Below are 20,449 nucleotides of genomic sequence, written 5' to 3'. Positions count from 1 at the left end.
TGTGGGAGCTGGCTTGCCAGCGAGTTGTTGGGGCCTAAAAGCTCGCTGGCAAGCCAGCTCCCACAAGACAGTTGCTGCTACGGGGGCGTCAGGCGTGGAGCACGCGGTTGCGGCCGGCGGCCTTGGCGCGGTACAGGACTTCGTCGGCGCGCTTGAGCACCAGCTCGCTGCGCTCGCCGCCACGGAAGCCGGCGAGGCCAATGGAAATGGTGATGGTCACGCGCTGGCCCTTAAAGTGGAACGGGCAGGCTTCCACCGCCGCGCGCAGGGTTTCCACCAGGCGCACGCCTTCGATCATGGAGGTGTGCGGGATCAACATGACGAACTCCTCACCACCAAAGCGTGCCATGAAGTCCATGGGCCGCAGGCGCTTGCGCAGTTCGTTGGCGATGATCTTCAGCACCTTGTCGCCGGCCAGGTGGCCGTAGCTGTCGTTGATGGACTTGAAGTGATCCAGGTCCAGCATCGCCAGCAGCAGCTCGCTGCCGTCCTCCTGGCGCAGGGCCACGGCCTGCTCCAGGCGCTCGGTCCAGGCCGCGCGGTTGGGCAGGCCGGTGAGCGGGTCGATCAGCGCCTTCTGGCGCTGCTCCTCCAGGTGCTCGCGGTAGCCCTGGGCTTCGCCTTCCATGCTGGCCACGCGTTCGGCCAGGCCTTGCAGGCGCGTGGCAATTTCCTGCTCGCGCTGGTCGCGCTGCTGCTGGTGGGCATCGATGGTGCCGATCAGGCCTTCCAGGCGCTGCTCCAGGACCTGCTTGAGGCTGGCCACGTCGGTAGCGCCCTGCATGCTGGTCTGCATGCCATCCACGTGCTCGCGCAACTGGTTGTCCAGCTCGCGGGCGGCCGAGCGGCTGTCGGCATGGCCTTCGCTGGCCGCCTGCAGATGGTTCTGGAAGGTATCCAGGCGCTCGTTCAACTGCTTGAGGTACAGCTCGAAATCATGCTGGCCGCTGTCGTTGATGGCCAGCATCAGGGTGGCCAGGTCGTCGAGAATCGGCAGCAACTCGTACCAGTTCAGCCCGTGGCGCAGCCGGTCCTGCATGGCCTCGGCCTGCGGGCGATGCCGTTCCGGTAGCGTCAGGTCGTTGAGCAGCCCCAGCAGGGTTTCTTCGATGTGCGCGGCCACCGAGCTGTAGGACGGTTCTGGCGAGGGGGGCAGGGCGTACAGCAGCTCCTCGCCAGGCTCCTGGGGATCGATGGCGGCGATCGCCTCGGCCATTACCGAAGGCAGCGGCAGGCGGTCGATGAACACCGGCGGCGCGACCTCGGGGGCAGCGGCGGGCGGCTCGCTGGCGGCGGCCAGCACCGTGGGTACGAAGGGCTGCACCTGCAGGGCCGGCTGCTCGTCGACCGGCTGCGCCACTGGCTCGTCGGGCTCCGGGGGCTGGGCCGGCTGCAGCAGGGGCTGTAGTTGGGGCGCGGGCTCAGGTGCAGCCACTTCAACAGGCGTCGGTGCAGGTTGCGGCGCCAGGGCTGGGGTTTCAGCTGCCGGCGCAACATCAAGCACCTCAACCGGCGGCGCCTCCACCACGGCCGGGGCGGCAGCAGCGACGGGCTGTGGCTGCACAGGCGAAGGCTCTGGCACGGCTTCCGGCTGCTCGGCGTCACGGCCACCGAACAGGCGCTGGAACAGCCCCTGGCGCTGCGAGTCGGCGGTATGTTCAATGCCCGCCAGGGCCTGGCCTTGCAGGCCACTGAGTTCACTGAGCAGCAGCGGAATCTCCCGCGCCTGGCCGGCGCGTTCCTCCAGCTGCTTGGCAAACTTCTTCAGCGGCTTGCTGACATCGCGGGGCAGCGGCAGCGTCTGCAATTGGTCGACCAGCGCGGTCAGTGCAGTGCTGATCTGGGTGACACGGGTTTCGCGGCGCTGTTCGGAATCCAGCACGGCCTTTTCCAGGCGTGGAATCAGCGCGGCCAGCCCGGCGTCCATGTCGTCGGTGCGCACCACCTCGCGCATTTCCTTCATGCACTGGTCCACGGCCTTGTCGGTACCCTCGGCAGCCAGGGTGCTGCGCACCAGGCCGCGGCGCAACAGGTCGAGCCGCGCATTCCAGCGGCGCTCCAGTTTCTCCTGCTGTTCAATACTCTTGAGGTACTTCTCTTTCCAGCGCTGGGCTTCTTCGGTCATGCCAAGGGTCTGCGAGGTGAGGGGCGAAGCGCCGGCAGCGCGTCGGCCACGAGGGTGTCGGGCAAGCGGATCTCTACCGCCACGGGCAGATGATCGGAAATGGGTTGGGCCAGCACCTGCACCCGTTCTAGGGTCAGGCTGGGGCTGAGCAAAATATGATCAAGGCAACGCTTGGGCTGCCAGCTGGGAAACGTGGCTTCGGCCTGGGGCGCCAGCAGGCCCAGGTCGCGCAGGGGCGAATGCTGCAGCAGGTCGCTGGCATGGGTGTTCATGTCGCCCATGAGGATCTGGTGCTTGTAGCCGCCAATCAGTTCGCGAATGTAGGCCAGTTGCCGCGCCCGGGTACGCGTGCCCAGGGCCAGGTGCATCATGACCACCACCAGCGCCTCGTCACCCTCGCCAAAGCGCGCCAGGATGGCACCGCGGCCGGCCGGGCCGGGCAACGGGTGGTCTTCCAGGCTCCAGGGGCGCAAGCGGCTGAGAATGCCGTTGCTGTGCTGGGCCAGGCGGCCAAGGTTGCGGTTGAGTTGCTGGTACCAGTAGGGGAAGGCGCCCAGGTGGGCCAGGTATTCGACCTGGTTGACGTAACCGGACCGAATGCTGCCGCCGTCCACCTCCTGCAGGGCCACCAGGTCGAAGTCAGCGAGCAGGCTGCCGATCTTCTGCAGGTTGTTGGTGCGGCCGGTGTGCGGCAACAGGTGTTGCCAGCTGCGCGTCAGGTAATGGCGGTAGCGTTCGGTGCTGATGCCAACCTGGATGTTGAAACTGAGCAGGCGCAGCCGGCCATCCTCGGGGAGGCCGCTGGTGTTTACATGATGCTCGTTGACCCGCGGATCACGCAGGCCAACGACACGTTCGGTTCTCCAGCGGCGCACAGGTCACCTGAGGTTAGTTGGCAGCGCTCTTGTTGGCTGCACGTTCTTTGGCAATCAGTGCATCGGCCACTTTCAGCGTTTCTTCAGGGCCACCTGCAGTGCCAAGGTCAAAACGGTACTTGCCGTTGACGATCATGGTCGGCACGCCCTGCACACCGTAGGCCACGGCCAGATCCTTGTACTGCTTGACCTTGCCCTGCACCGCGAACGATTTGTAGGTTTCCAGGAACTTGGCGCGATCCACGCCCTGGGTGGCGACGAAGTCGGCCATCTGCTCAGGGTCGGTCAGGCGCTTGCCTTGTTTCTGGATGGCGTCGAACACGGCCGAGTGCACCTTGTGCTCCACACCCATCATGTCGAGGGTGATGAACAGTTGGCCGTGCAGGTCCCACGGGCCGCCAAACATGGCAGGGATGCGGATGAAGTGCACGTCAGCCGGCAGCTTCTCGATCCATGGGTTGATGGTTGGCTCGAAGGCGTAGCAGTGCGGGCAGCCGTACCAGAACATTTCGACCACTTCGATCTTGCCAGGCTGGGCGACCGGCACCGGGCTGGTCAGTTCCACGTATTGCTTGCCCGCTTCCAGCGGGGCATCGGCGGCTTGGGCGGTCATGCCGAACAGGCTGGCTGCGACCAGCGCGGCGCCGAGGATCAGATTACGCATGCTTTACTCCTGAGCAAAAAGGGATCGCCATGCGGCGACGGGCCGTGAGACCCGTTGCCGAAGGGTTCAGTTCGCTAGTGTAACGGCAGACTTCATGAAAAAGGGCAGCCATGGCCGCCCTTTTTAATTGTTTCATTTCAAGGCAAGACAAGCGCTTCAGTGCAGGCCCTGCACGTAGGACGCCAGGGCCTCGATGTCCTTGTTGCTGAGCTTGGCGGCGATGCTGCGCATGACCATGGTGTCACCGTCGTTGGTGCGGTTGCCCTCGCGGAAGTCAGTGAGCTGCTTGGTCACATACTGCGCATGCTGGCCGCCCAGGTGCGGGAAGCCAGCCATGGGGTTGCCGACGCCGTTGGGCGAGTGGCAGCCGGTGCAGGCCGGCATGCCGCTGTCCAGCTTGCCGCCGCGGAACAGCGCCTCGCCCTTGGCCACCAGGTTGGGGTCGGCGGCGCCGACGCTGCCGTTCTGGCTGTTGAAATAGGCGGCAAGGTCAGCCAGGTCCTGGTCGCTGAGGTTGGTCAGCAGGCCAGTCATCTCGGGCACCTGGCGCTTGCCCGACTTGATGTCGTGCAGCTGTTTGTCCAGGTAGCGCTGGCCCTGGCCGGCCAGTTTCGGGAAGTTGGGCGCCATGCTGTTGCCGTCCGGCCCGTGGCAGGCACCACAGACCGCCGCCTTGGCCTGCCCGGCAGCCGGGTCACCCGCCGCATGGGCCATGCCGGTCAGCCCTGCTGCGGTCACAAGCAGACTTACTATTATTTTTTTCATCAGCTAATCCAACTACGGCTAAGGGTGATAGATCTGTGCCGCAGGCTTGGGCCGCTCATCCAGTGGATTACGGTCTTGTAGTCTTCGGCACTGCAGTCCGTGCACAATCCACGCGGCGGCATAGCCTTGAAACCCTGTATTACATCAAAGACGCTAGCAGCAAGCCGCTGTTTCGTCCTGAAACGAGAGGTTCAGGGTTGGGGAAATTTGCGTTCTAATGCGCAACTACGACAGAGATGCCCCCAAGGTGTGTCCCCGGCAACGGGACAAAGCACACACGAAATCTACGGCATTATATACTACCGACGTCAGCGAAGCGGAAACGACCCGCCTGCCAGGGCCCTTGCCCGGCGTCGCCCCACAGCGGAAATCACATGCAAGTCAAAAACCCCATCCTCGGTCTGTGCCAACAGGCTACCTTCTCGCTCAGCGCCGCCAAGGTCGACCAGTGCCCCGACGACGAAGGCTTCGAAGTAGCCTTCGCCGGCCGCTCCAACGCCGGCAAGTCCAGCGCCCTGAACACCCTGACCCACGCCAGCCTGGCGCGCACATCCAAGACCCCGGGGCGCACGCAGCTGCTGAACTTCTTCCAGCTGGACGAGGAACGCCGCCTGGTGGACTTGCCCGGCTACGGCTACGCCAAGGTGCCGATCCCGCTCAAGCAGCACTGGCAGCGCCACCTCGAGGCGTACCTGGGCAGCCGCGAGAGCCTCAAGGGCCTGATCCTGATGATGGACATCCGCCACCCGATGACCGACTTCGACCAGCTGATGCTCGACTGGTCGGTGGCCAGCCACATGCCCATGCACATCCTGCTGACCAAGGCCGACAAGCTGACCTACGGCGCGGCCAAGAACACCTTGCTCAAGGTGCAGTCGGAAATTCGCAAGGGCTGGGGTGATGCGGTCAGCATCCAGCTGTTCTCGGCGCCCAAGCGCATGGGCCTGGAAGACGCCTACGCCGTGCTGGCGCGCTGGATGGAACTGCCGGACAAGGTCGAAGGCTGAATTCCAGGCAAAAAAAACCCCGGACTTCGTATGGGGAGGGGAAGTTCGGGGTCCAAGTTCCGGACCGCTAGGGCGGGGTCCAGATATCTGCCAACACTTAACACAACATAGGAGCATCGAACGGCTTCACCAGCCATTCAGGTACTCTGAGTCGGGTTTGACAGGTTTAGTTCCCGCACCGCTCAAAACTTATTGTCCTAAGCGGGTGGCTGCTTAGACGCGGCCTTCGGCCGCTGCTACGGAGGTTGCGGTCCGGACGCCCGAACGCATCGCCATTCCGCGTCCGAACACAACCCCGTAGCAGCGGCCAACGGCCGCGTCCGAACGCACCGCTATCAGTGCGCCTCGTCCCAGTTATTGCCCACGCCCACTTCCACCAGCAACGGCACATCCAGTTCGGCGGCACCGCTCATGTGCGGGCGGATCTGCTCGCTGACCTGCTCGACCAGGTCTTCGCGCACTTCCAGCACCAGTTCGTCGTGTACCTGCAGGATCACCCGGGCGTCCAGGCCCGACTCGCCCAGCCAGCCATCCACGGCCACCATGGCGCGCTTGATGATGTCCGCCGCCGTGCCCTGCATTGGCGCGTTGATGGCGGTACGCTCGGCGCCCTTGCGCAGGGCCGGGTTCTTGGCGTTGATGTCGGCCAGGTACAGGCGGCGGCCAAACAGGGTTTCCACGTAGCCTTGCTCGGCGGCCTGGGTGCGCGTGCGCTCCATGTAGGCCAGCACGCCGGGGTAGCGGGCGAAGTAGCGGTCGATGTATTCCTTGGCCTGCTTGTTGTCGACGCCAATCTGCTTGGCCAGGCCGAAGGCGCTCATGCCGTAGATCAGGCCGAAGTTGATGGCCTTGGCGCTGCGTCGCTGGTCGATGGTGACCTGCTCCAGCGCCACGCCGAACACTTCCGCAGCCGTGGCACGGTGCACGTCGAGGTTGTTCTGGAAGGCGTGCAGCAGGCCTTCGTCCTTGGCCAGGTGGGCCATGATGCGCAGTTCGATCTGCGAATAGTCCGCCGCCAGCAGCTTGTAGCCCGCCGGCGCCACGAAAGCCTGGCGGATGCGCCGGCCTTCGGCGGTGCGGATGGGGATGTTCTGCAGGTTCGGGTCACTGGACGACAGGCGGCCGGTGGCGGCCACCGCCTGGTGGTAGGAGGTGTGGATACGCCCGGTGCGCGGGTTGATCTGCTCCGGCAGGCGGTCGGTGTAGGTGCTCTTCAGCTTGCTCAGCGAGCGGTACTGCATCAGCACCTTGGGCAGCGGGAAGTCCTGCTCGGCCAACTCCGCCAGCACCGCCTCGGCGGTGGACGCCTGGCCCTTGGCGGTCTTGTTGAGCACCGGCATGCCCAGCTTGTCGTAGAGAATCACGCCCAGCTGTTTTGGCGAACCGAGGTTGAACTCCTCACCGGCGATCTCGTAGGCCTGGCGCTCCAGCTCGGCCAGTTTCCCGCCCAGCTCGCCGCTCTGCACGCCCAGCAGCGCAGCATCGACCAGCGCGCCCTGGCGCTCGATCTTGGCCAGCACCGGCACCAGCGGCATCTCGATGTTATCCACCACGTTGATCAGGCTTGGCGCCGCGGCCAGCTTGGCCTGGAATAGCTGGTGCAGGCGCAGGGTCACGTCGGCGTCTTCCGCCGCATAGGGGCCGGCCTGTTCCAGGGGAATCTGGTCGAAGGTCAGCTGCTTGGCGCCTTTGCCAGCAATCTGCTCAAACGTGATGGTGGTGTGGCCCAGGTACTTGGCCGCCAGGCTGTCCATGTCATGGCGGGTAGCGGTGGAGTCCAGCACGTAGGATTCGAGCATGGTGTCGAACTTCACACCCTGCACGTTGATGCCCTGGGCCGGATCACCGCCGATGGCGCAGTTGGCCAGGATGTTCATGTCGTACTTGGCGTTCTGGCCGACCTTGGCCTTGGCCGGGTCTTCCAGCAGCGGCTTGAGCGTGCGCAGCACGGTGTCGCGGTCCAGCTGCTCGGGAGCGCCCATGTAGGAATGGGTCAGCGGGATGTAGGCCGCTTCGTGAGGCTGCACGGCGAACGACAGGCCTACCAGCTGCGCCTTCTGGGCGTCCAGGCCGGTGGTCTCGGTGTCGAAGGCGAACAGCTCGGCCTGGTTCAGTTTTTCCAACCACGCATCGAAACGCGCCCGGTCGAGGATGGTTTCGTAGCGGGTTTCCACCGCAGCCACCGGGGCGGCCTCGGCCACCACTTCCTGGCCGGCGCGCTTGGCGTCGCGCTGCACCTCATCGATCCAGCTCTTGAATTCCAGCTCGGTGTACAGCTCCACCAGGGCCTCGCGGTCCGGCTCGCCGCACACCAGGGCTTCCACTTCCACGTCGAGCGCGACGTCGATCTTGATGGTGGCCAGCTGATAGGACAGGAACGCCATGTCCTTGTGCTCTTCAAGCTTGGCCGGCAGGTTCTTCGCGCCGCGAATCGGCAGGGCAGGGACCTTGTCGAGGTTCTCGTAAAGCTCCTTCAGGCCGCCACCGATACCCACCAGCAGGCCCACGGCCGTTTTCTCGCCCACACCGGGAACGCCGGGGATGTTGTCGACTTTGTCGCCCATCAGGGCGAGATAGTCGATAATGTGCTCCGGCCCCACGCCGAATTTTTCCTTCACGCCTTCGATGTCCATGACGCTGCCGGTCATGGTGTTGACCAGGGTCACGTGGCCATCCACCAGCTGGGCCATGTCCTTGTCGCCGGTGGAGATGATCACCGGGCGGTCGGCGGCGGCGCTGCTGCGGGCCAGGGTGCCGATGACGTCGTCGGCCTCCACGTTGTCCACGCACAGCAGCGGGTAGCCCAGGGCGCGCACGCTGGCGTGCAGCGGCTCGACCTGCACGCGCAGGTCGTCGGGCATGCTCGGGCGGTTGGCCTTGTAGTCGGCGAACATTTCATCGCGGAACGTGCCGCCCTTGGCGTCGAACACCACGGCGAACGGGCTGTCGGGGTACTGCTTGCGCAGGCTCTTGAGCATGTTCAGCACGCCCTTGACCGCGCCGGTCGGCATTCCCTTGGAGGTGGTCAGCGGTGGCAGCGCATGGAACGCCCGATACAGGTAGGAAGAACCGTCCACCAGGACGAGGGGAGCTTTGCTCATGAGCAGAATCAACCTTTTCGGCGGGTCCGGCGCTAGAATGTCCGGAACATTGACGACAAAGGGACAAGGTTATCATGCGAACCGCTAAACGCTTGTTGCTGGCCAGTCTGTTGATCGCCTGTCCGATGGCCGTGATGGCTGCGGATGAAGGTGTAACGGCTGATCCGGATGTCACCATTCGCCAGGAAGGCGACAAAACAGTCCAGGAATACCGGCAGAATGGCTTCCTGTACGCGATCAAGATCACCCCGAAACACGGCAAGCCGTACTTTCTGGTTCGCGCCGACGGTACCGATGCCAACTACATCCGGTCTGATCAGCCGGACATGCTGATTCCGGCATGGAAGATCTTCGAATGGAAATGACTCAACCTTAACTTCAACCGGGCACCCCCGACGGGGTGCCAGTATGGGCAAATTTTTCATGTCAGTGTTTACACCCCTGTCGCGGCCTGAGCTTGAAACCTTTCTCGCACCTTACGGCCTGGGCCGTCTTCGCGACTTCCAGGGCATTGCCGCCGGTACCGAGAACAGCAATTTCTTCATCAGCCTGGAACAGGGCGAGTACGTCCTGACCCTGGTGGAACGCGGCCCGGTGCAGGACCTGCCGTACTTCGTGGAACTGCTGGACGTGCTGCACGAGGCCAACCTGCCGGTGCCGTACGCACTGCGCACCACCGACGGCGTGGCCCTGCGCGAACTGGCGGGCAAGCCGGCGCTGCTGCAACCGCGCCTGCCGGGCAAGCACATCAAGGAACCCAACAGCCAGCACTGCGTGCAGATGGGCGAGCTGATCAGCCACATCCACCTGGCCACCCGCGACCACGTGCTCGAGCGCAAGACCGACCGTGGCCTGGACTGGATGCTGGAAGAGGGCGAGCGCCAGATCGGCCAGCTGGGTAGCGAGGCCGCTGCCCTGCTGCGCAGCGCGCTGGAAGAGATCAAGGCGCACAAGGCGCAGATCCTGGCCCTGCCACGCGCCAACCTGCACGCCGACCTGTTCCGCGACAACGCCATGTTCGAGGGCACCCACCTGACGGGCGTGATCGACTTCTACAACGCCTGCTCCGGGCCGATGCTGTACGACCTGGCCATCAGCCTGAACGACTGGTGCTCGGACGCCGCCGGCGCGCTGGACGCGCCGCGTGCGCGGGCGATGCTGGGGGCTTATGCGGCGCTGCGGCCGTTCACGGCGGCGGAGGCCGAGCTGTGGCCGGTGATGCTGCGCGTGGCCTGCGTGCGCTTCTGGCTGTCGCGCCTGGTGGCGGCGCAGGCGTTCGCGGGGATGGACGTGTTGATCCACGACCCGGCGGAGTTCGAACACCGCCTGGCGTTGCGCCAGCAGGTCAGCGTGGCGCTGCCGTTCGCGTTGTAACCCAACCGTGTGGGAGCTGGCTTGCCAGCGAGCTTTTCAGGCCCTCAAAAGCTCGCTGGCAAGCCAGCTCCCACACACTCAGAGTTGCTCCAGGCAACCCGCCAAATCGTTGCCCAGCTTCTCCATCAACTGCTCATACCCCTGCGGCGACGCCTCGGCAAAACCACCCAGGCCATCCAGCTCCGCCAGGCGCACCGGCAACCCTGCCGTCAGCGTCTCGGCCAGGCGCGGCCGTGCCGGCGGCTCGCTGAACACACACGACTTGCCCACTTCCTGCAACCGCGCACGCATGGCAGCGACGTGCTGGGCGCCCGGCTGCACTTCGGCGGCCACGCTGAACACGCCGGTGTGCTTGACCCCGAACTCATCCTCGAAGTAGTCGAAGCCCTCGTGGAACACGAAGAACGGCTTGCCGGCCACGCCGGCCAGGCGCGACTTCAGGCGGCCATCCAGCGCGTCCAGGCGGCCGTCGAAGGCCTTGAGGTTGCCGGCGTAGCGCGCGGCGTTAGCCGGGTCGGCCTTGCTCAGGTCGGCCGCCATGCGCGCCGCGATCACCCGGGCGTTGAACGTCGACAGCCACAGGTGCGAGTCCAGGCTGCCGGGGCGGTGGTCGTGATCATGCTCGTCCGGGTCGGCTTCCTCGTGGGACTGGCTGTCCGCGGTGAAGTGGCGCAGTTTCAGGCCGGCCATGTCCTGGATGGTCACCGTAGGCTTGCCACGGGTAGCCACCACGCGCGGCAGGAAGCCTTCCATGTCCGGGCCGATCCAGTACAGCAGGTCGGCATCGGCCACCCGGCGCACGTCCGAGGGGCGCAGGGCGTAGTGGTGCGGCGAGGCGCCCGGCGGCAGCAGCACTTCAGGCGTGCCCAGGCCGTCCTGCACGGCGGCGGCAATCAGCTGCAGGGGCTTGATGCTGGTGAGCACGCGAACCTCGGCCTGGGCGGGCACGGTCACGACAGCGGCAAGGCAGAAACCGACAAAAAGAGTAAAAATGCGGGACACAATGACCACTCAACTGGGCGAGAACAGGTAATATAATAACGTCTCTTGCTGATATCGTCGCCGCTCATGCCCAATACTCCGCTGGCCAACCGCCCCCACGACCACTCCCACTGCGTGCATAGCGCCCTGTCGGAAGCCGATGCCCTGTGCGCACGCATGGGCCTGCGCCTGACCGCCCTGCGCCGCCGGGTGCTGGAGCTGGTGTGGCAGAGCCACAAGCCGCTGGGCGCCTACGATATCCTCGCCGTGCTGAGCGACCAGGACGGCCGCCGCGCGGCGCCGCCCACCGTGTACCGCGCGCTGGATTTCCTCCTGGAAAACGGCCTGGTACACCGCATCGCCTCGCTCAACGCCTTCATCGGCTGCAACCACCCCGAGCACGCGCACCAGGGCCAGTTCCTGATCTGCCGCGAGTGCCATGTGGCGCTGGAGCTTGAACAACCCGCCATCAGCCAGGCCATCATCAAGAGCGCCGCCGACGTGGGCTTCAAGGTCGAAGGGCAGACGGTGGAAGTGGTCGGTCTCTGCTCGGCCTGCCAGGCCGCCTGATGAACGATGCCCTGATCCGCCTGGAACAGGTGGCGGTCACGTTCGCCGGCCAGAACGTGCTGGATAACATCCAGCTGAGCGTGCGCAGCGGCGAAATCGTCACCCTGATCGGCCCCAACGGCGCCGGCAAGACCACCCTGGTACGCGCCGTGCTCGGCCTGCTCAAGCCCGACAGCGGCGTGGTGTGGCGCAAGCCCAAGCTGCGCATTGGCTACATGCCGCAAAAACTCCACGTCGACCCGACGCTGCCGCTGTCGGTGCTGCGCTTCCTGCGCCTGGTGCCGGGCGTGGACCGCAAGCGCGCCCTGGCGGCGCTGGCCGAAGTGGGCGCCGAACAGGTCATCGACAGCCCGGTGCAGAACATTTCCGGCGGCGAGATGCAGCGCGTGCTGCTGGCCCGCGCCCTGCTGCGCGAGCCCCAGTTGCTGGTGCTGGACGAGCCGGTGCAGGGCGTCGACGTGGCCGGCCAGGCCGAGCTGTACAGCCTGATCACCCGCCTGCGCGACCGCCATGGCTGCGGCGTGCTGATGGTGTCCCACGACCTGCACCTGGTGATGAGCACCACCGACCAGGTGGTGTGCCTGAACCGCCACGTGTGCTGCTCCGGCCACCCCGAGCAGGTCAGCGGCGACCCGGCGTTCGTCGAGCTGTTCGGCGACCACGCCCCCAGCCTGGCGGTGTATCACCACCATCACGACCACGCCCATGACCTGCATGGCGAAGTGGTCGCCGGCGAAGGCGACCCCGTTCAAACCCCTCACGTACATGGAGACGGCTGCAAGCATGGCTGATTTTCTGCTCTACGCCTTGCTGGCCGGCTTGTCCCTGGCAGTCGTCGCCGGCCCCCTGGGCTCGTTCGTGGTGTGGCGGCGCATGGCCTATTTCGGCGATACGCTGTCCCACGCCGCCCTGCTGGGCGTGGCCATGGGCTTCCTGCTGGACGTCAGCCCGGCGCTGGCGGTAACCGTGGGCTGCCTGCTGCTGGCGATCCTGCTGGTGACCCTGCAGCAGCGCCAGCCGCTGGCCTCCGACACGCTATTGGGCATCCTGGCGCCCAGCACCCTGTCCCTGGGCCTGGTGGTGCTGAGCTTCATGCACGACGTGCGCATCGACCTGATGAGCTACCTGTTCGGCGACCTGCTGGCCATCAGCCCCACCGATCTTGCCTGGATCCTGGGCGGCAGCGCCGCGGTCATGGTGCTGGTCTTGGCGCTGTGGCGGCCGCTGCTGGCGGTTACCGTGCACGAGGAACTGGCCAAGGTCGAAGGCCTGCCGGTGGCCGGCCTGCGCATGACGTTGATGCTGCTGATTGCCATCGTCATTGCCGTGGCGATGAAAATCGTCGGCGTGCTGCTGATCACCTCGTTGCTGATCATCCCGGCCGCCGCGGCACAACGTCACGCTCGCTCGCCGGAACAGATGGCCCTGGGCGCCAGTATCCTGGGCGTCATCGCCGTGTGCGGGGGCCTGGCGATGTCGTGGTTCAAGGACACGCCGGCCGGTCCGTCCATCGTCGTTTGCGCCGCTACACTGTTCCTATTGAGCTTCGCATTGCCCCGTCGTTGACGCCTCTGTGGGATTTCACAGGTTTTCGTGCCTTCAGACAGGGTGTAGACTTGGCCGCTTTTTGCGCAATTAGAGAGTCGCAGGAATGAAGCCGTTCGCCTCCCGTTATCTGCTCCTTGCCGCATTTTCGCTCATCTTGGGCGCTTGCCAGAGCCACACGCCAGACGCTGCCGCCCCGGTGCCAGCGACGGATGCGTTTTTGCAGCTGCAACAGAACATCGACAGCGGCGAGTTGGCCACCGCCGAGGACCAACTGGGCGCGCTGCAAAAGCAGAGCCCGGACGACCCGCGCCTGGAGCCTTACCAGCGCCAGTTGGCCGAGGCCTACCTGCAGCGCAGCCAGATCGTGCTGCAGAAGGGTGACGTCAACGCCGCCGCCACCGCCCTGGCCCGCGCCCGCGCGCTGATGCCCAAGGCCCCGGCCCTGACCGGCGGCGCCAACGGCCCGATCCGCCAGGCGCGCAAGGCGGAGCTGGAGAAAGCCGAGGCCGCCCTGGAGGCAGCCGAAGCCAAGCCTGCGGCCAAGGTCATCGACCCCACGGCGCAGAGCACCCCGGTTGCGCTGAACATCACCGAAAGCCGCGCGCTGCAGCGCCAGCTGGATGACATTGCCACTGACGTGGTGAATTACCAGTGTGACGTGTTGGTGGTGGTGCCACGCACCCAGGACTGGCCGTGGTTGCAGACGCTGATCAAGAAGCGCGTGACCCGACTGGCGCCGAACCTTGAGTGGAAGCTGGACCACAAGGTGGTGCGCAACCAGGCGGCGCAGATGGTCCTCACGCCTAGAAAATAACCCGTAGCCGCAAATAATTTGTGGGAGCTGGCTTGCCAGCGAGCTTTAGGCCTCAACAACTCGCTGGCAAGCCAGCTCCCACATTATTGCAGCTGCTACAGGGTCAGGCAGGAACTGCCTTGGCTTTTGGCTCGCGGTCCCAGACGCGGTGCTTGGCAATGGCGGCAATGAACGCCTTGTGCGCCTTGGCGTCATCCCCCACCAGCAACCCGGCATCCTCATCCAGCTTCAGCGCATCGATAATAGCCTTGGCCTCGCTGTTCACGCCGATCGCCTTCAGGTGCTTGTAGGCCTCCAGCAGGAAGTGCAGGGCCACGCCGTCGCCGCTCAGCGCCTGCACCGAAGCCTTGCCGCCCGGCACCCACACCGCATCGAACGCCACCGACGGCAGGCCTTCGGCCGAAGCATCCACCGGCAAGGCCTTGCCATCGGCGGTCGTCACCGGTGCCGAAGTCGGGCCCAGCACCTTGGCGTGGGCACCTTCGGCTTCCAGCGCTTTCTTCACCGCCGCCACCTGCGCGCCATCGACGCCATTGGCCACCAGCACGGCCACCTTGCGGCCCTTGATATCGCCCGCCAGCAGGTTCAGCTGGCTCAACGCCGGTGAGGCTTTGAGCGACAGCTCGGGGACCTGCACCGTGCCGGCCTTGGGCGCCGGCAGGCCTAGGTTGGCAGCCACGCGGGCGGCCAGGTCGAGGTCGATGTTGGCGAGAATCTCGTTTACTTCGCGGGCGCGGATGTACTCACGCTCCACCTTGCCCAGCTCGAAACTGTAGGCAGCGATCACGTGCTCCTGCTCAGGCTTGCCCAGGCTATGGAAGAACAGCCGCGCCTGGGAAAAGTGGTCGGCGAACGACTCGCTGCGCTGGCGCACCTTGTGCGCTTCGATGCGCTCGGGGTAGCTCTCGAAGCCGCCGTCCTGGGCCGCCGGTGGGGTTTCCCGCGGCCAGCCGCCGTCAATGGAGTTGGGCTCGTAGGAGGCGCGCCCCTTGTCGATGGTCACCCGGTGCTGCGCATCACGCTGGCTGCTGTGGTTCGGCGCCACCGGGCGGTTGATCGGTATTTCGTGGAAGTTCGGCCCGCCCAGGCGGCTGATCTGCGTGTCGGTGTAGGAAAACAGCCGGCCCTGCAGCAGCGGGTCGTTGGAGAAGTCGATGCCCGGCACGATGTGGCCGGGGCAGAAGGCTACCTGCTCGGTCTCGGCGAAATAGTTGTCCGGGTTGCGGTTGAGCACCATCTTGCCCAGCGGCGTCACCGGCACCAGCTCTTCGGGGATGATCTTGGTGGGGTCGAGCAGGTCGAAGTCGAACTTGTGCTCGTCTTCTTCGGCAACGATCTGCACGCCGAACTCCCACTCGGGGTAGTCGCCCATCTCGATGGCTTCCCACAGGTCACGGCGGTGGAAGTCGGTGTCCTTGCCCGCCAGCTTCTGCGCCTCGTCCCATACCAGCGAACACACGCCGGCCTTGGGCTTCCAGTGGAACTTGACGAAGCTGGCCTTGCCCTCGGCGTTGATCAAGCGGAAGGTATGAATGCCGAAGCCTTCCATGGTGCGTAGGCTTTTCGGAATGGCGCGGTCGGACATGGTCCAGATCACCATGTGCGCCGACTCCGGTACCAGCGAGACGAAGTCCCAGAAGGTGTCGTGGGCGGAGCCGCCGGTGGGGATCTCGTTGTGCGGCTCGGGTTTCACCGCGTGGACGAAATCCGGGAACTTGATCGCGTCTTGAATGAAGAACACTGGCATGTTGTTGCCAACCAGGTCGAAATTGCCTTCATCGGTGTAGAACTTGACGGCAAAGCCACGCACGTCACGCACCGTGTCGCCCGAACCGCGAGGGCCCTGCACGGTGGAAAAGCGCACGAACACCGGGGTAATTTTCGCCGGGTCCTGCAGGAAGCCGGCCTTGGTCAACTCGGCATGGTTGCCATAGCTCTGGAAATAGCCATGGGCGCCAGTACCGCGGGCGTGGACGATGCGCTCGGGAATGCGTTCGTGGTCAAAATGCGTGATTTTCTCGCGCATGATGAAGTCTTCCAGCAGCGACGGGCCGCGGGCGCCGGCTTTCAGGGTGTTCTGGTTGTCGCTGACCTTGACCCCCTGGTTGGTGCGCAGGGCCTGCCCGGTGGCGTCGGAGCGGAAGGTTTCCAGGCTGTCGAGCTTGGCGTTGGTGTTGGCGCGGTCCGGGGTGTCGGTACCGGCTGCCTCGCTTTTACCGGAACGGGGTGGGTTCTTTTTCATCTGTCCTAAACTCCTCATCGGCAGCCGCCCTTTGCGGGCGATCCATAGGCGAAAAACCCTGTCACGGGCAGGGATGACCTAGTTAGTGACTGGCCCGTTTTGCCGCCGTTCCTTTTATTTCGCCTGCCTTCCATCGTCTTATCGCCAAATGAAAGGATGTTCAGGAAATAAATGCTAAGTCTCTCTAAACGGACAGGCTAAAATGCGCGACCGGCGAAAACGCTGTCCCCATTCCATGCGCCCCACAAGGTTCGCTACGTGATCGAGTTTCAAAATGTCCACAAGACCTACCGCGTCAACGGTAGGGAAATCCCCGCCCTGCACCCGACCAACCTGAGCGTCGAAAACGGGCAGGTATTCGGCCTGATCGGCCATTCCGGTGCCGGCAAAAGTACCCTGCTGCGCCTGATCAACCGCCTGGAGGCGCCAAGCGGCGGCCGGATCATCGTCGACGGTGAAGACGTCACCGCGTTCGATGCCAACAGCCTGCGCCGCTTCCGCCAGCAGGTCGGGATGATCTTCCAGCACTTCAACCTGCTGGCCTCCAAGACCGTCGCCGACAACGTGGCGCTGCCACTGCGCCTGGCGGGCGAGCTGCCGGCCAGCGAGATCAACAAGCGCGTTGCCGCGCTGCTGGAGCGCGTCGGCCTGTCCGACCACGCCAAGAAGTATCCGGCGCAGCTGTCTGGCGGCCAGAAGCAGCGCGTGGGCATTGCCCGCGCGCTGTCCACCAACCCCAAGGTGCTGCTGTGCGACGAGGCCACCAGCGCCCTCGACCCGCAAACCACGGCGTCGGTGCTGCAACTGCTGGCGGAGATCAACCGCGAGCTGAAGCTGACCATCGTGCTGATCACCCACGAGATGGACGTGATCCGCCGCGTCTGCGACCAGGTGGCCGTGATGGACGCCGGCGTCATCGTCGAGCAAGGCCCGGTGGCCAAGGTGTTCCTGCACCCGCAGCACCCGACCACCAAGCGCTTCGTGCAGGAAGACGAGCAGATCGACGAGAACGAGCAGCGCGACACCTTCGCCCACGTGCCAGGCCGCATCGTGCGCCTGACCTTCCAGGGCGAATCCACCTACGCGCCGCTGCTGGGTACCGTGGCCCGTGAGACGGGCGTGGACTACAGCATTCTCGCCGGCCGCATCGACCGCATCAAAGACACGCCCTACGGGCAGCTGACCCTGGCCATCACCGGTGGCGACATGGACGCTGCCTTCGCCCGCTTCACCTCTGCAGACGTTCATATGGAGGTGCTGCGCTAATGGACTTCCTCAACTACTTCGCCAACGTCGACTGGTCCGAGATTCTCGACGCCACCAACGACACCATGGTCATGCTCGGCGCCTCGCTGGTGTTCACCGTGCTGCTGGGTCTGCCCCTGGGCGTGCTGCTGTTCATCTGCGGCCCGCGCCAACTGTTCGAGAACAAGGGCATCTACGCGCTGCTGGCATTCTGCGTGAACGTGCTGCGCTCGCTGCCGTTCATCATCCTGCTGATCGTGCTGATCCCGGTCACCGTGCTGATCACCGGTACCTCGCTGGGCGTCGCCGGCGCGATTCCGCCGCTAGTCATCGGCACCACGCCGTTCTTCGCGCGCCTGGTGGAAACCGCCCTGCGTGAGGTGGACCGCGGCATCATCGAGGCCACCCAGTCCATGGGTGCCACCCCGCGCCAGATCATCATGAACGCGCTGCTGCCCGAGGCCCTGCCGGGTATCATCGCGGCAACGACGGTTACAGCGATTACACTGGTTTCCTACACTGCCATGGCCGGCGTGGTCGGTGCCGGCGGCCTGGGCGACCTGGCCATCCGCTTCGGCTACCAGCGTTTCCAGACTGACGTGATGATTGTCACCGTGGTCATCCTGGTGGTGCTGGTCCAGGTACTGCAGACCATCGGCGACAAGCTGGTGGTGCACTTCTCCCGTAAATGAATCATGTGCCGCGGCCCTGCCGCGGCGCCGAGGGCCCAGGCCTTCGCAAGGAGCTGAAAAATGAAAAAACTGCTGGCGGCCTTTGCCGCCGTGGCCGCCCTGTCGGCCCACGCCAATGACACCCTGAACGTGGCCGCCACCGCGGTGCCCCACGCCGAAATCCTCGAATTCGTGAAGCCGCAACTGGCCAAGGAAGGCGTGGACCTGAACGTGAAAGTGTTCACCGACTACATCCAGCCCAACGTGCAGGTCGCCGAGAAGCGCCTGGACGCGAACTTCTTCCAGCACCAGCCGTACCTGGATGAGTTCAACAAGGGCAAGGGCACCAACCTTGTGGCCGTCACCGGCGTGCACCTGGAGCCCCTGGGCGCCTACTCCAGCAAATGGAAGAAACTGGCCGACCTGCCGGGCGGCGCCAACGTGGTCATCCCCAACGACGCCACCAACGGCGGTCGTGCGCTGTTGCTGCTGCAGAAAGTGGGCCTGATCAAGCTGAAGAACCCGACCGACATCCTTTCCACCCCCAAGGACATCGTCGAGAACAGCAAGGACCTGAAAATCCGCGAACTGGAAGCCGCCACCCTGCCGCGCGTGCTGACCCAGGTCGACCTGGCGCTGATCAACACCAACTATGCGCTGGAAGCCAAGCTGGACCCGTCCAAGGATGCCTTGGCCATCGAAGGCAACGACTCGCCTTACGTGAACATCCTGGTCGCCCGTCCGGACAACAAGGATTCGCCTGCCATGCAAAAACTGGCGGCGGCGCTGCACAGCCCTGAGCTGAAAGCGTTCATCCTCGACAAGTACAAGGGTGCGGTACAGCCTGCGTTCTAAGCCTCCCTCCTGACGCCGCCTGGCGGCAGCTGCTACAAGAAATCCCGTAGCAGCGGCCGCAGGCCGCGTCACAGGCGCTGCATATTCAATCGCGCTGCACCAGCGCCGGCAGCTGCGCCGCCAGCTTCTGGCCGTTCAACGGCGCGCGAATAAAGCCCCGCTGCGTACCATCCGGCCCCAGCAACGCCAGGTTGCCGCTGTGCTCCACGGTGTAGTTGGGCTTGCTGGTGTCCGCCGGTATATAGGGAATGCTCAGGCCGTTGGCCAGCTTCTGCAGGCCGCTGCCATCGCCGGTGAAACCGCGGAAATCCTTGTCGAAGTAACCCAGGTACTGCTTGAGCTGCTGCGGCGTGTCGCGGTTGGGGTCGACGCTCACAAGGATCACCTGCAGGCGCGCCGCCACGGCCGGCGGCAGTTCGCTTTTCACCTGGCGCAGCTGCGCCAGGGTAGTGGGGCAGATGTCCGGGCAGAAGGTGTAGCCGAAGAACAGCACGCTCCACTTGCCCTTGAGGTTATCCAGCGCCACGGGCTGGCCGTCCTGGTCGGTCATGGTTACCGATGGGACACTGCGGTGCTCGGGCAGCAGGATAATGCCCGCGTCGATGAAGCCGGTGTTGGCGCCTTCGCGGTTGTCCTGCAGCACCCGGTGCACGGTGAGGCCGATGATGACCGCGACGATGGCGGCGAGGATGAAAACGGTTTTCTGGACTCGGGTCATAGGCTCAGCAACAGGTAGTGGTCGACGAGCAGGGCGATGAACAACAGCAACAGGTACCAGATGGAGTACTTGAACAGGCTCATGGCCGCGTGCGGATTGCTGCCACGGTACAGCACCACCGCCCATTGCAGGAAGCGCGCGCCCAGGCCAATGGCGCACAGCAGGTAGAGCAGCCCGCTCATGCGGATCACGTAGGGCAGCAGCGTGGCCACCAGCATCAGCCCGGTGTACAGCAGGATGTGCACCTTGGTGTAGTAGACCCCGTGGGTCACCGGCAGCATGGGGATTTCCGCCCGCGCGTATTCATCGCGCCGGTGAATGGCCAGGGCCCAGAAGTGCGGTGGGGTCCAGGCGAAGATGATCAGCACCAGCAGCAGCGGCTCGGCGCTCATGTGCCCGGTGACGGCCACCCAACCCAGCATCGGCGGGGCCGCGCCAGCCAGGCCGCCGATGACGATGTTCTGCGGCGTGGCGCGCTTGAGGAAGCCGGTGTAGATCACCGCATAGCCCAGCAGGGAGGCCAGGGTCAGCCAGGCGCACAAGGGGTTGGTGAACACCAGCAACAGCACCATGCCGCCCAACGCCAGCGCGGCAGCGAACGTCAGCGCCGCCGTGGGCCCCAATCGGCCTTCGGCCACGGGGCGCTTGTGGGTGCGGGCCATGAGCGCGTCGATGCGCCGGTCCACCACGTGGTTGATCACCGCCGCACCGCCGGCACACAGGGCAATGCCCAGGTTGCCGAAAATCAGCACCGTCCATGGCACCCCGCTGCGCGTGGCCAGGAACATGCCGACCAGCGACGTCATCAGCATCAGCACCACTACCCGCGGCTTGGTCAGCTCCAGGTAGTCACGCCAGCCGGCCTGGGCATGCTCGCCCGTTGCCGTACTCATT

General features: G+C 65.0%; 19 protein-coding genes and 1 pseudogene. 10 read left to right on the top strand and 10 right to left on the bottom strand.

Annotation, left to right across the window (positions count from 1 at the left end):
- Positions 1-88: 88 nt before the first annotated feature.
- The 5 genes and pseudogenes from AC0J42_RS00500 to AC0J42_RS00480 form a co-directional block, all read right to left on the bottom strand.
- A complete protein-coding gene (locus tag AC0J42_RS00500; RefSeq protein WP_473005012.1) occupies positions 89-2,125 on the bottom strand; it encodes a GGDEF domain-containing protein in 2,037 nt (678 codons plus the stop codon).
- Positions 2,122-3,000: an endonuclease/exonuclease/phosphatase family protein gene (locus AC0J42_RS00495; RefSeq protein ID WP_473005011.1), complete on the bottom strand. Its 879-nt coding sequence runs from the start codon at positions 2,998-3,000 to the stop codon at positions 2,122-2,124. The genes AC0J42_RS00500 and AC0J42_RS00495 overlap by 4 nt, the downstream gene beginning before the upstream one ends.
- A gap of 13 nt (positions 3,001-3,013) precedes the next feature.
- On the bottom strand, positions 3,014-3,664 hold the full coding sequence (locus AC0J42_RS00490) for a thiol:disulfide interchange protein DsbA/DsbL (RefSeq protein ID WP_416421739.1): 651 nt from the start codon (positions 3,662-3,664) through the stop codon (positions 3,014-3,016).
- 156 nt (positions 3,665-3,820) lie between these two features.
- Positions 3,821-4,429, bottom strand: a complete 609-nt coding sequence (locus AC0J42_RS00485) for a c-type cytochrome (RefSeq protein ID WP_416421738.1) — start codon at positions 4,427-4,429, stop codon at positions 3,821-3,823.
- A pseudogene (locus AC0J42_RS00480) lies at positions 4,429-4,572 on the bottom strand (hypothetical protein); the annotation flags it as partial. The pseudogene AC0J42_RS00480 and the gene AC0J42_RS00485, both read right to left, overlap by 1 nt.
- Before the next feature lie 231 nt (positions 4,573-4,803).
- Between AC0J42_RS00480 and yihA the strand changes: the two are divergent.
- Positions 4,804-5,436 (top strand): ribosome biogenesis GTP-binding protein YihA/YsxC, encoded by a 633-nt coding sequence (gene yihA, locus AC0J42_RS00475; RefSeq protein ID WP_416421737.1) that lies wholly within the window; start codon positions 4,804-4,806, stop codon positions 5,434-5,436.
- A 335-nt stretch (positions 5,437-5,771) separates the two neighbouring features.
- Here yihA and polA read toward each other — a convergent pair whose 3' ends face one another.
- Positions 5,772-8,537 carry a DNA polymerase I gene (polA, locus tag AC0J42_RS00470; protein ID WP_473005010.1) on the bottom strand — a complete coding sequence of 922 codons (2,766 nt, stop codon included), beginning with the start codon at positions 8,535-8,537 and terminating at the stop codon, positions 5,772-5,774.
- A 74-nt stretch (positions 8,538-8,611) separates the two neighbouring features.
- On the opposite strand from polA, the gene AC0J42_RS00465 reads away from it, so the two are divergent.
- Positions 8,612-8,902, top strand: coding sequence for a DUF2782 domain-containing protein (locus AC0J42_RS00465; RefSeq protein WP_416421735.1), 291 nt, complete (start codon positions 8,612-8,614; stop codon positions 8,900-8,902).
- Between the two features lie 58 nt (positions 8,903-8,960).
- Positions 8,961-9,911 carry a homoserine kinase gene (locus AC0J42_RS00460; RefSeq protein ID WP_473005009.1) on the top strand — a complete coding sequence of 317 codons (951 nt, stop codon included), beginning with the start codon at positions 8,961-8,963 and terminating at the stop codon, positions 9,909-9,911.
- Positions 9,912-9,989: 78 nt separating this feature from the next.
- Here the strand turns inward: AC0J42_RS00460 and AC0J42_RS00455 are convergent, their stop codons facing one another.
- A complete protein-coding gene (locus AC0J42_RS00455) occupies positions 9,990-10,913 on the bottom strand; it encodes a zinc ABC transporter substrate-binding protein (RefSeq protein ID WP_473005008.1) in 924 nt (307 codons plus the stop codon).
- Between the two features lie 66 nt (positions 10,914-10,979).
- On the opposite strand from AC0J42_RS00455, the gene zur reads away from it, so the two are divergent.
- The 4 genes from zur to AC0J42_RS00435 all read left to right on the top strand — a co-directional run bounded on the left by zur (position 10,980) and on the right by AC0J42_RS00435 (position 13,824).
- Positions 10,980-11,462 carry a zinc uptake transcriptional repressor Zur gene (gene zur, locus AC0J42_RS00450; RefSeq protein ID WP_473005007.1) on the top strand — a complete coding sequence of 161 codons (483 nt, stop codon included), beginning with the start codon at positions 10,980-10,982 and terminating at the stop codon, positions 11,460-11,462.
- Complete coding sequence (gene znuC / locus AC0J42_RS00445; protein WP_473005006.1) at positions 11,462-12,253, top strand: zinc ABC transporter ATP-binding protein ZnuC; 792 nt, start codon at positions 11,462-11,464, stop codon at positions 12,251-12,253. The genes zur and znuC overlap by 1 nt, the downstream gene beginning before the upstream one ends.
- On the top strand, positions 12,246-13,028 hold the full coding sequence (znuB, locus tag AC0J42_RS00440; RefSeq protein ID WP_416421730.1) for a zinc ABC transporter permease subunit ZnuB: 783 nt from the start codon (positions 12,246-12,248) through the stop codon (positions 13,026-13,028). Before znuC ends, znuB begins: the two co-directional genes overlap by 8 nt.
- Before the next feature lie 85 nt (positions 13,029-13,113).
- Positions 13,114-13,824 carry a PA5502 family lipoprotein gene (locus AC0J42_RS00435; RefSeq protein WP_416421729.1) on the top strand — a complete coding sequence of 237 codons (711 nt, stop codon included), beginning with the start codon at positions 13,114-13,116 and terminating at the stop codon, positions 13,822-13,824.
- Between the two features lie 103 nt (positions 13,825-13,927).
- Here the strand turns inward: AC0J42_RS00435 and katE are convergent, their stop codons facing one another.
- On the bottom strand, positions 13,928-16,066 hold the full coding sequence (gene katE, locus AC0J42_RS00430; RefSeq protein ID WP_416421728.1) for a catalase HPII: 2,139 nt from the start codon (positions 16,064-16,066) through the stop codon (positions 13,928-13,930).
- Between the two features lie 258 nt (positions 16,067-16,324).
- Here katE and AC0J42_RS00425 point away from each other — a divergent pair, with 258 nt between their 5' ends.
- From AC0J42_RS00425 to AC0J42_RS00415, 3 genes are read left to right on the top strand one after another with little or no spacing between them, the layout of a single operon-like run.
- Positions 16,325-17,332, top strand: coding sequence for a methionine ABC transporter ATP-binding protein (locus AC0J42_RS00425; RefSeq protein ID WP_416421727.1), 1,008 nt, complete (start codon positions 16,325-16,327; stop codon positions 17,330-17,332).
- Positions 17,332-18,003, top strand: coding sequence for a methionine ABC transporter permease (locus AC0J42_RS00420; protein ID WP_416421726.1), 672 nt, complete (start codon positions 17,332-17,334; stop codon positions 18,001-18,003). The genes AC0J42_RS00425 and AC0J42_RS00420 overlap by 1 nt, the downstream gene beginning before the upstream one ends.
- Before the next feature lie 60 nt (positions 18,004-18,063).
- Positions 18,064-18,837: a MetQ/NlpA family ABC transporter substrate-binding protein gene (locus AC0J42_RS00415; protein ID WP_473005005.1), complete on the top strand. Its 774-nt coding sequence runs from the start codon at positions 18,064-18,066 to the stop codon at positions 18,835-18,837.
- An 85-nt stretch (positions 18,838-18,922) separates the two neighbouring features.
- Here the strand turns inward: AC0J42_RS00415 and AC0J42_RS00410 are convergent, their stop codons facing one another.
- On the bottom strand, positions 18,923-19,555 hold the full coding sequence (locus AC0J42_RS00410; protein ID WP_416421724.1) for an SCO family protein: 633 nt from the start codon (positions 19,553-19,555) through the stop codon (positions 18,923-18,925).
- A complete protein-coding gene (cyoE, locus tag AC0J42_RS00405) occupies positions 19,552-20,448 on the bottom strand; it encodes a heme o synthase (protein WP_473005004.1) in 897 nt (298 codons plus the stop codon). Before cyoE ends, AC0J42_RS00410 begins: the two co-directional genes overlap by 4 nt.
- Between the last annotated feature and the right edge of the window lies 1 nt (position 20,449).

This window comes from Pseudomonas sp. Tav-5-1A (genome assembly GCF_055755055.1).
Note: the sequence above shows the minus strand (reverse complement) of the source record. Positions and strands in the feature narration are given on the sequence as shown.

What these genes read in the sequence shown, in the direction of transcription:
- AC0J42_RS00485 (WP_416421738.1), bottom strand. Translation starts at nt 4,429, where the DNA reads ATGAAAAAAATAATAGTAAGTCTGCTTGTGACCGCAGCAGGGCTGACC.
- AC0J42_RS00415 (WP_473005005.1), top strand. Translation starts at nt 18,064, where the DNA reads ATGAAAAAACTGCTGGCGGCCTTTGCCGCCGTGGCCGCCCTGTCGGCC.
- AC0J42_RS00435 (WP_416421729.1), top strand. Translation starts at nt 13,114, where the DNA reads ATGAAGCCGTTCGCCTCCCGTTATCTGCTCCTTGCCGCATTTTCGCTC.
- znuB (WP_416421730.1), top strand. Translation starts at nt 12,246, where the DNA reads ATGGCTGATTTTCTGCTCTACGCCTTGCTGGCCGGCTTGTCCCTGGCA.
- polA (WP_473005010.1), bottom strand. Translation starts at nt 8,537, where the DNA reads ATGAGCAAAGCTCCCCTCGTCCTGGTGGACGGTTCTTCCTACCTGTAT.
- AC0J42_RS00500 (WP_473005012.1), bottom strand. Translation starts at nt 2,125, where the DNA reads ATGACCGAAGAAGCCCAGCGCTGGAAAGAGAAGTACCTCAAGAGTATT.
- AC0J42_RS00460 (WP_473005009.1), top strand. Translation starts at nt 8,961, where the DNA reads ATGTCAGTGTTTACACCCCTGTCGCGGCCTGAGCTTGAAACCTTTCTC.
- katE (WP_416421728.1), bottom strand. Translation starts at nt 16,066, where the DNA reads ATGAAAAAGAACCCACCCCGTTCCGGTAAAAGCGAGGCAGCCGGTACC.
- zur (WP_473005007.1), top strand. Translation starts at nt 10,980, where the DNA reads ATGCCCAATACTCCGCTGGCCAACCGCCCCCACGACCACTCCCACTGC.
- AC0J42_RS00410 (WP_416421724.1), bottom strand. Translation starts at nt 19,555, where the DNA reads ATGACCCGAGTCCAGAAAACCGTTTTCATCCTCGCCGCCATCGTCGCG.
- znuC (WP_473005006.1), top strand. Translation starts at nt 11,462, where the DNA reads ATGAACGATGCCCTGATCCGCCTGGAACAGGTGGCGGTCACGTTCGCC.
- yihA (WP_416421737.1), top strand. Translation starts at nt 4,804, where the DNA reads ATGCAAGTCAAAAACCCCATCCTCGGTCTGTGCCAACAGGCTACCTTC.
- AC0J42_RS00490 (WP_416421739.1), bottom strand. Translation starts at nt 3,664, where the DNA reads ATGCGTAATCTGATCCTCGGCGCCGCGCTGGTCGCAGCCAGCCTGTTC.
- AC0J42_RS00420 (WP_416421726.1), top strand. Translation starts at nt 17,332, where the DNA reads ATGGACTTCCTCAACTACTTCGCCAACGTCGACTGGTCCGAGATTCTC.
- AC0J42_RS00465 (WP_416421735.1), top strand. Translation starts at nt 8,612, where the DNA reads ATGCGAACCGCTAAACGCTTGTTGCTGGCCAGTCTGTTGATCGCCTGT.
- cyoE (WP_473005004.1), bottom strand. Translation starts at nt 20,448, where the DNA reads ATGAGTACGGCAACGGGCGAGCATGCCCAGGCCGGCTGGCGTGACTAC.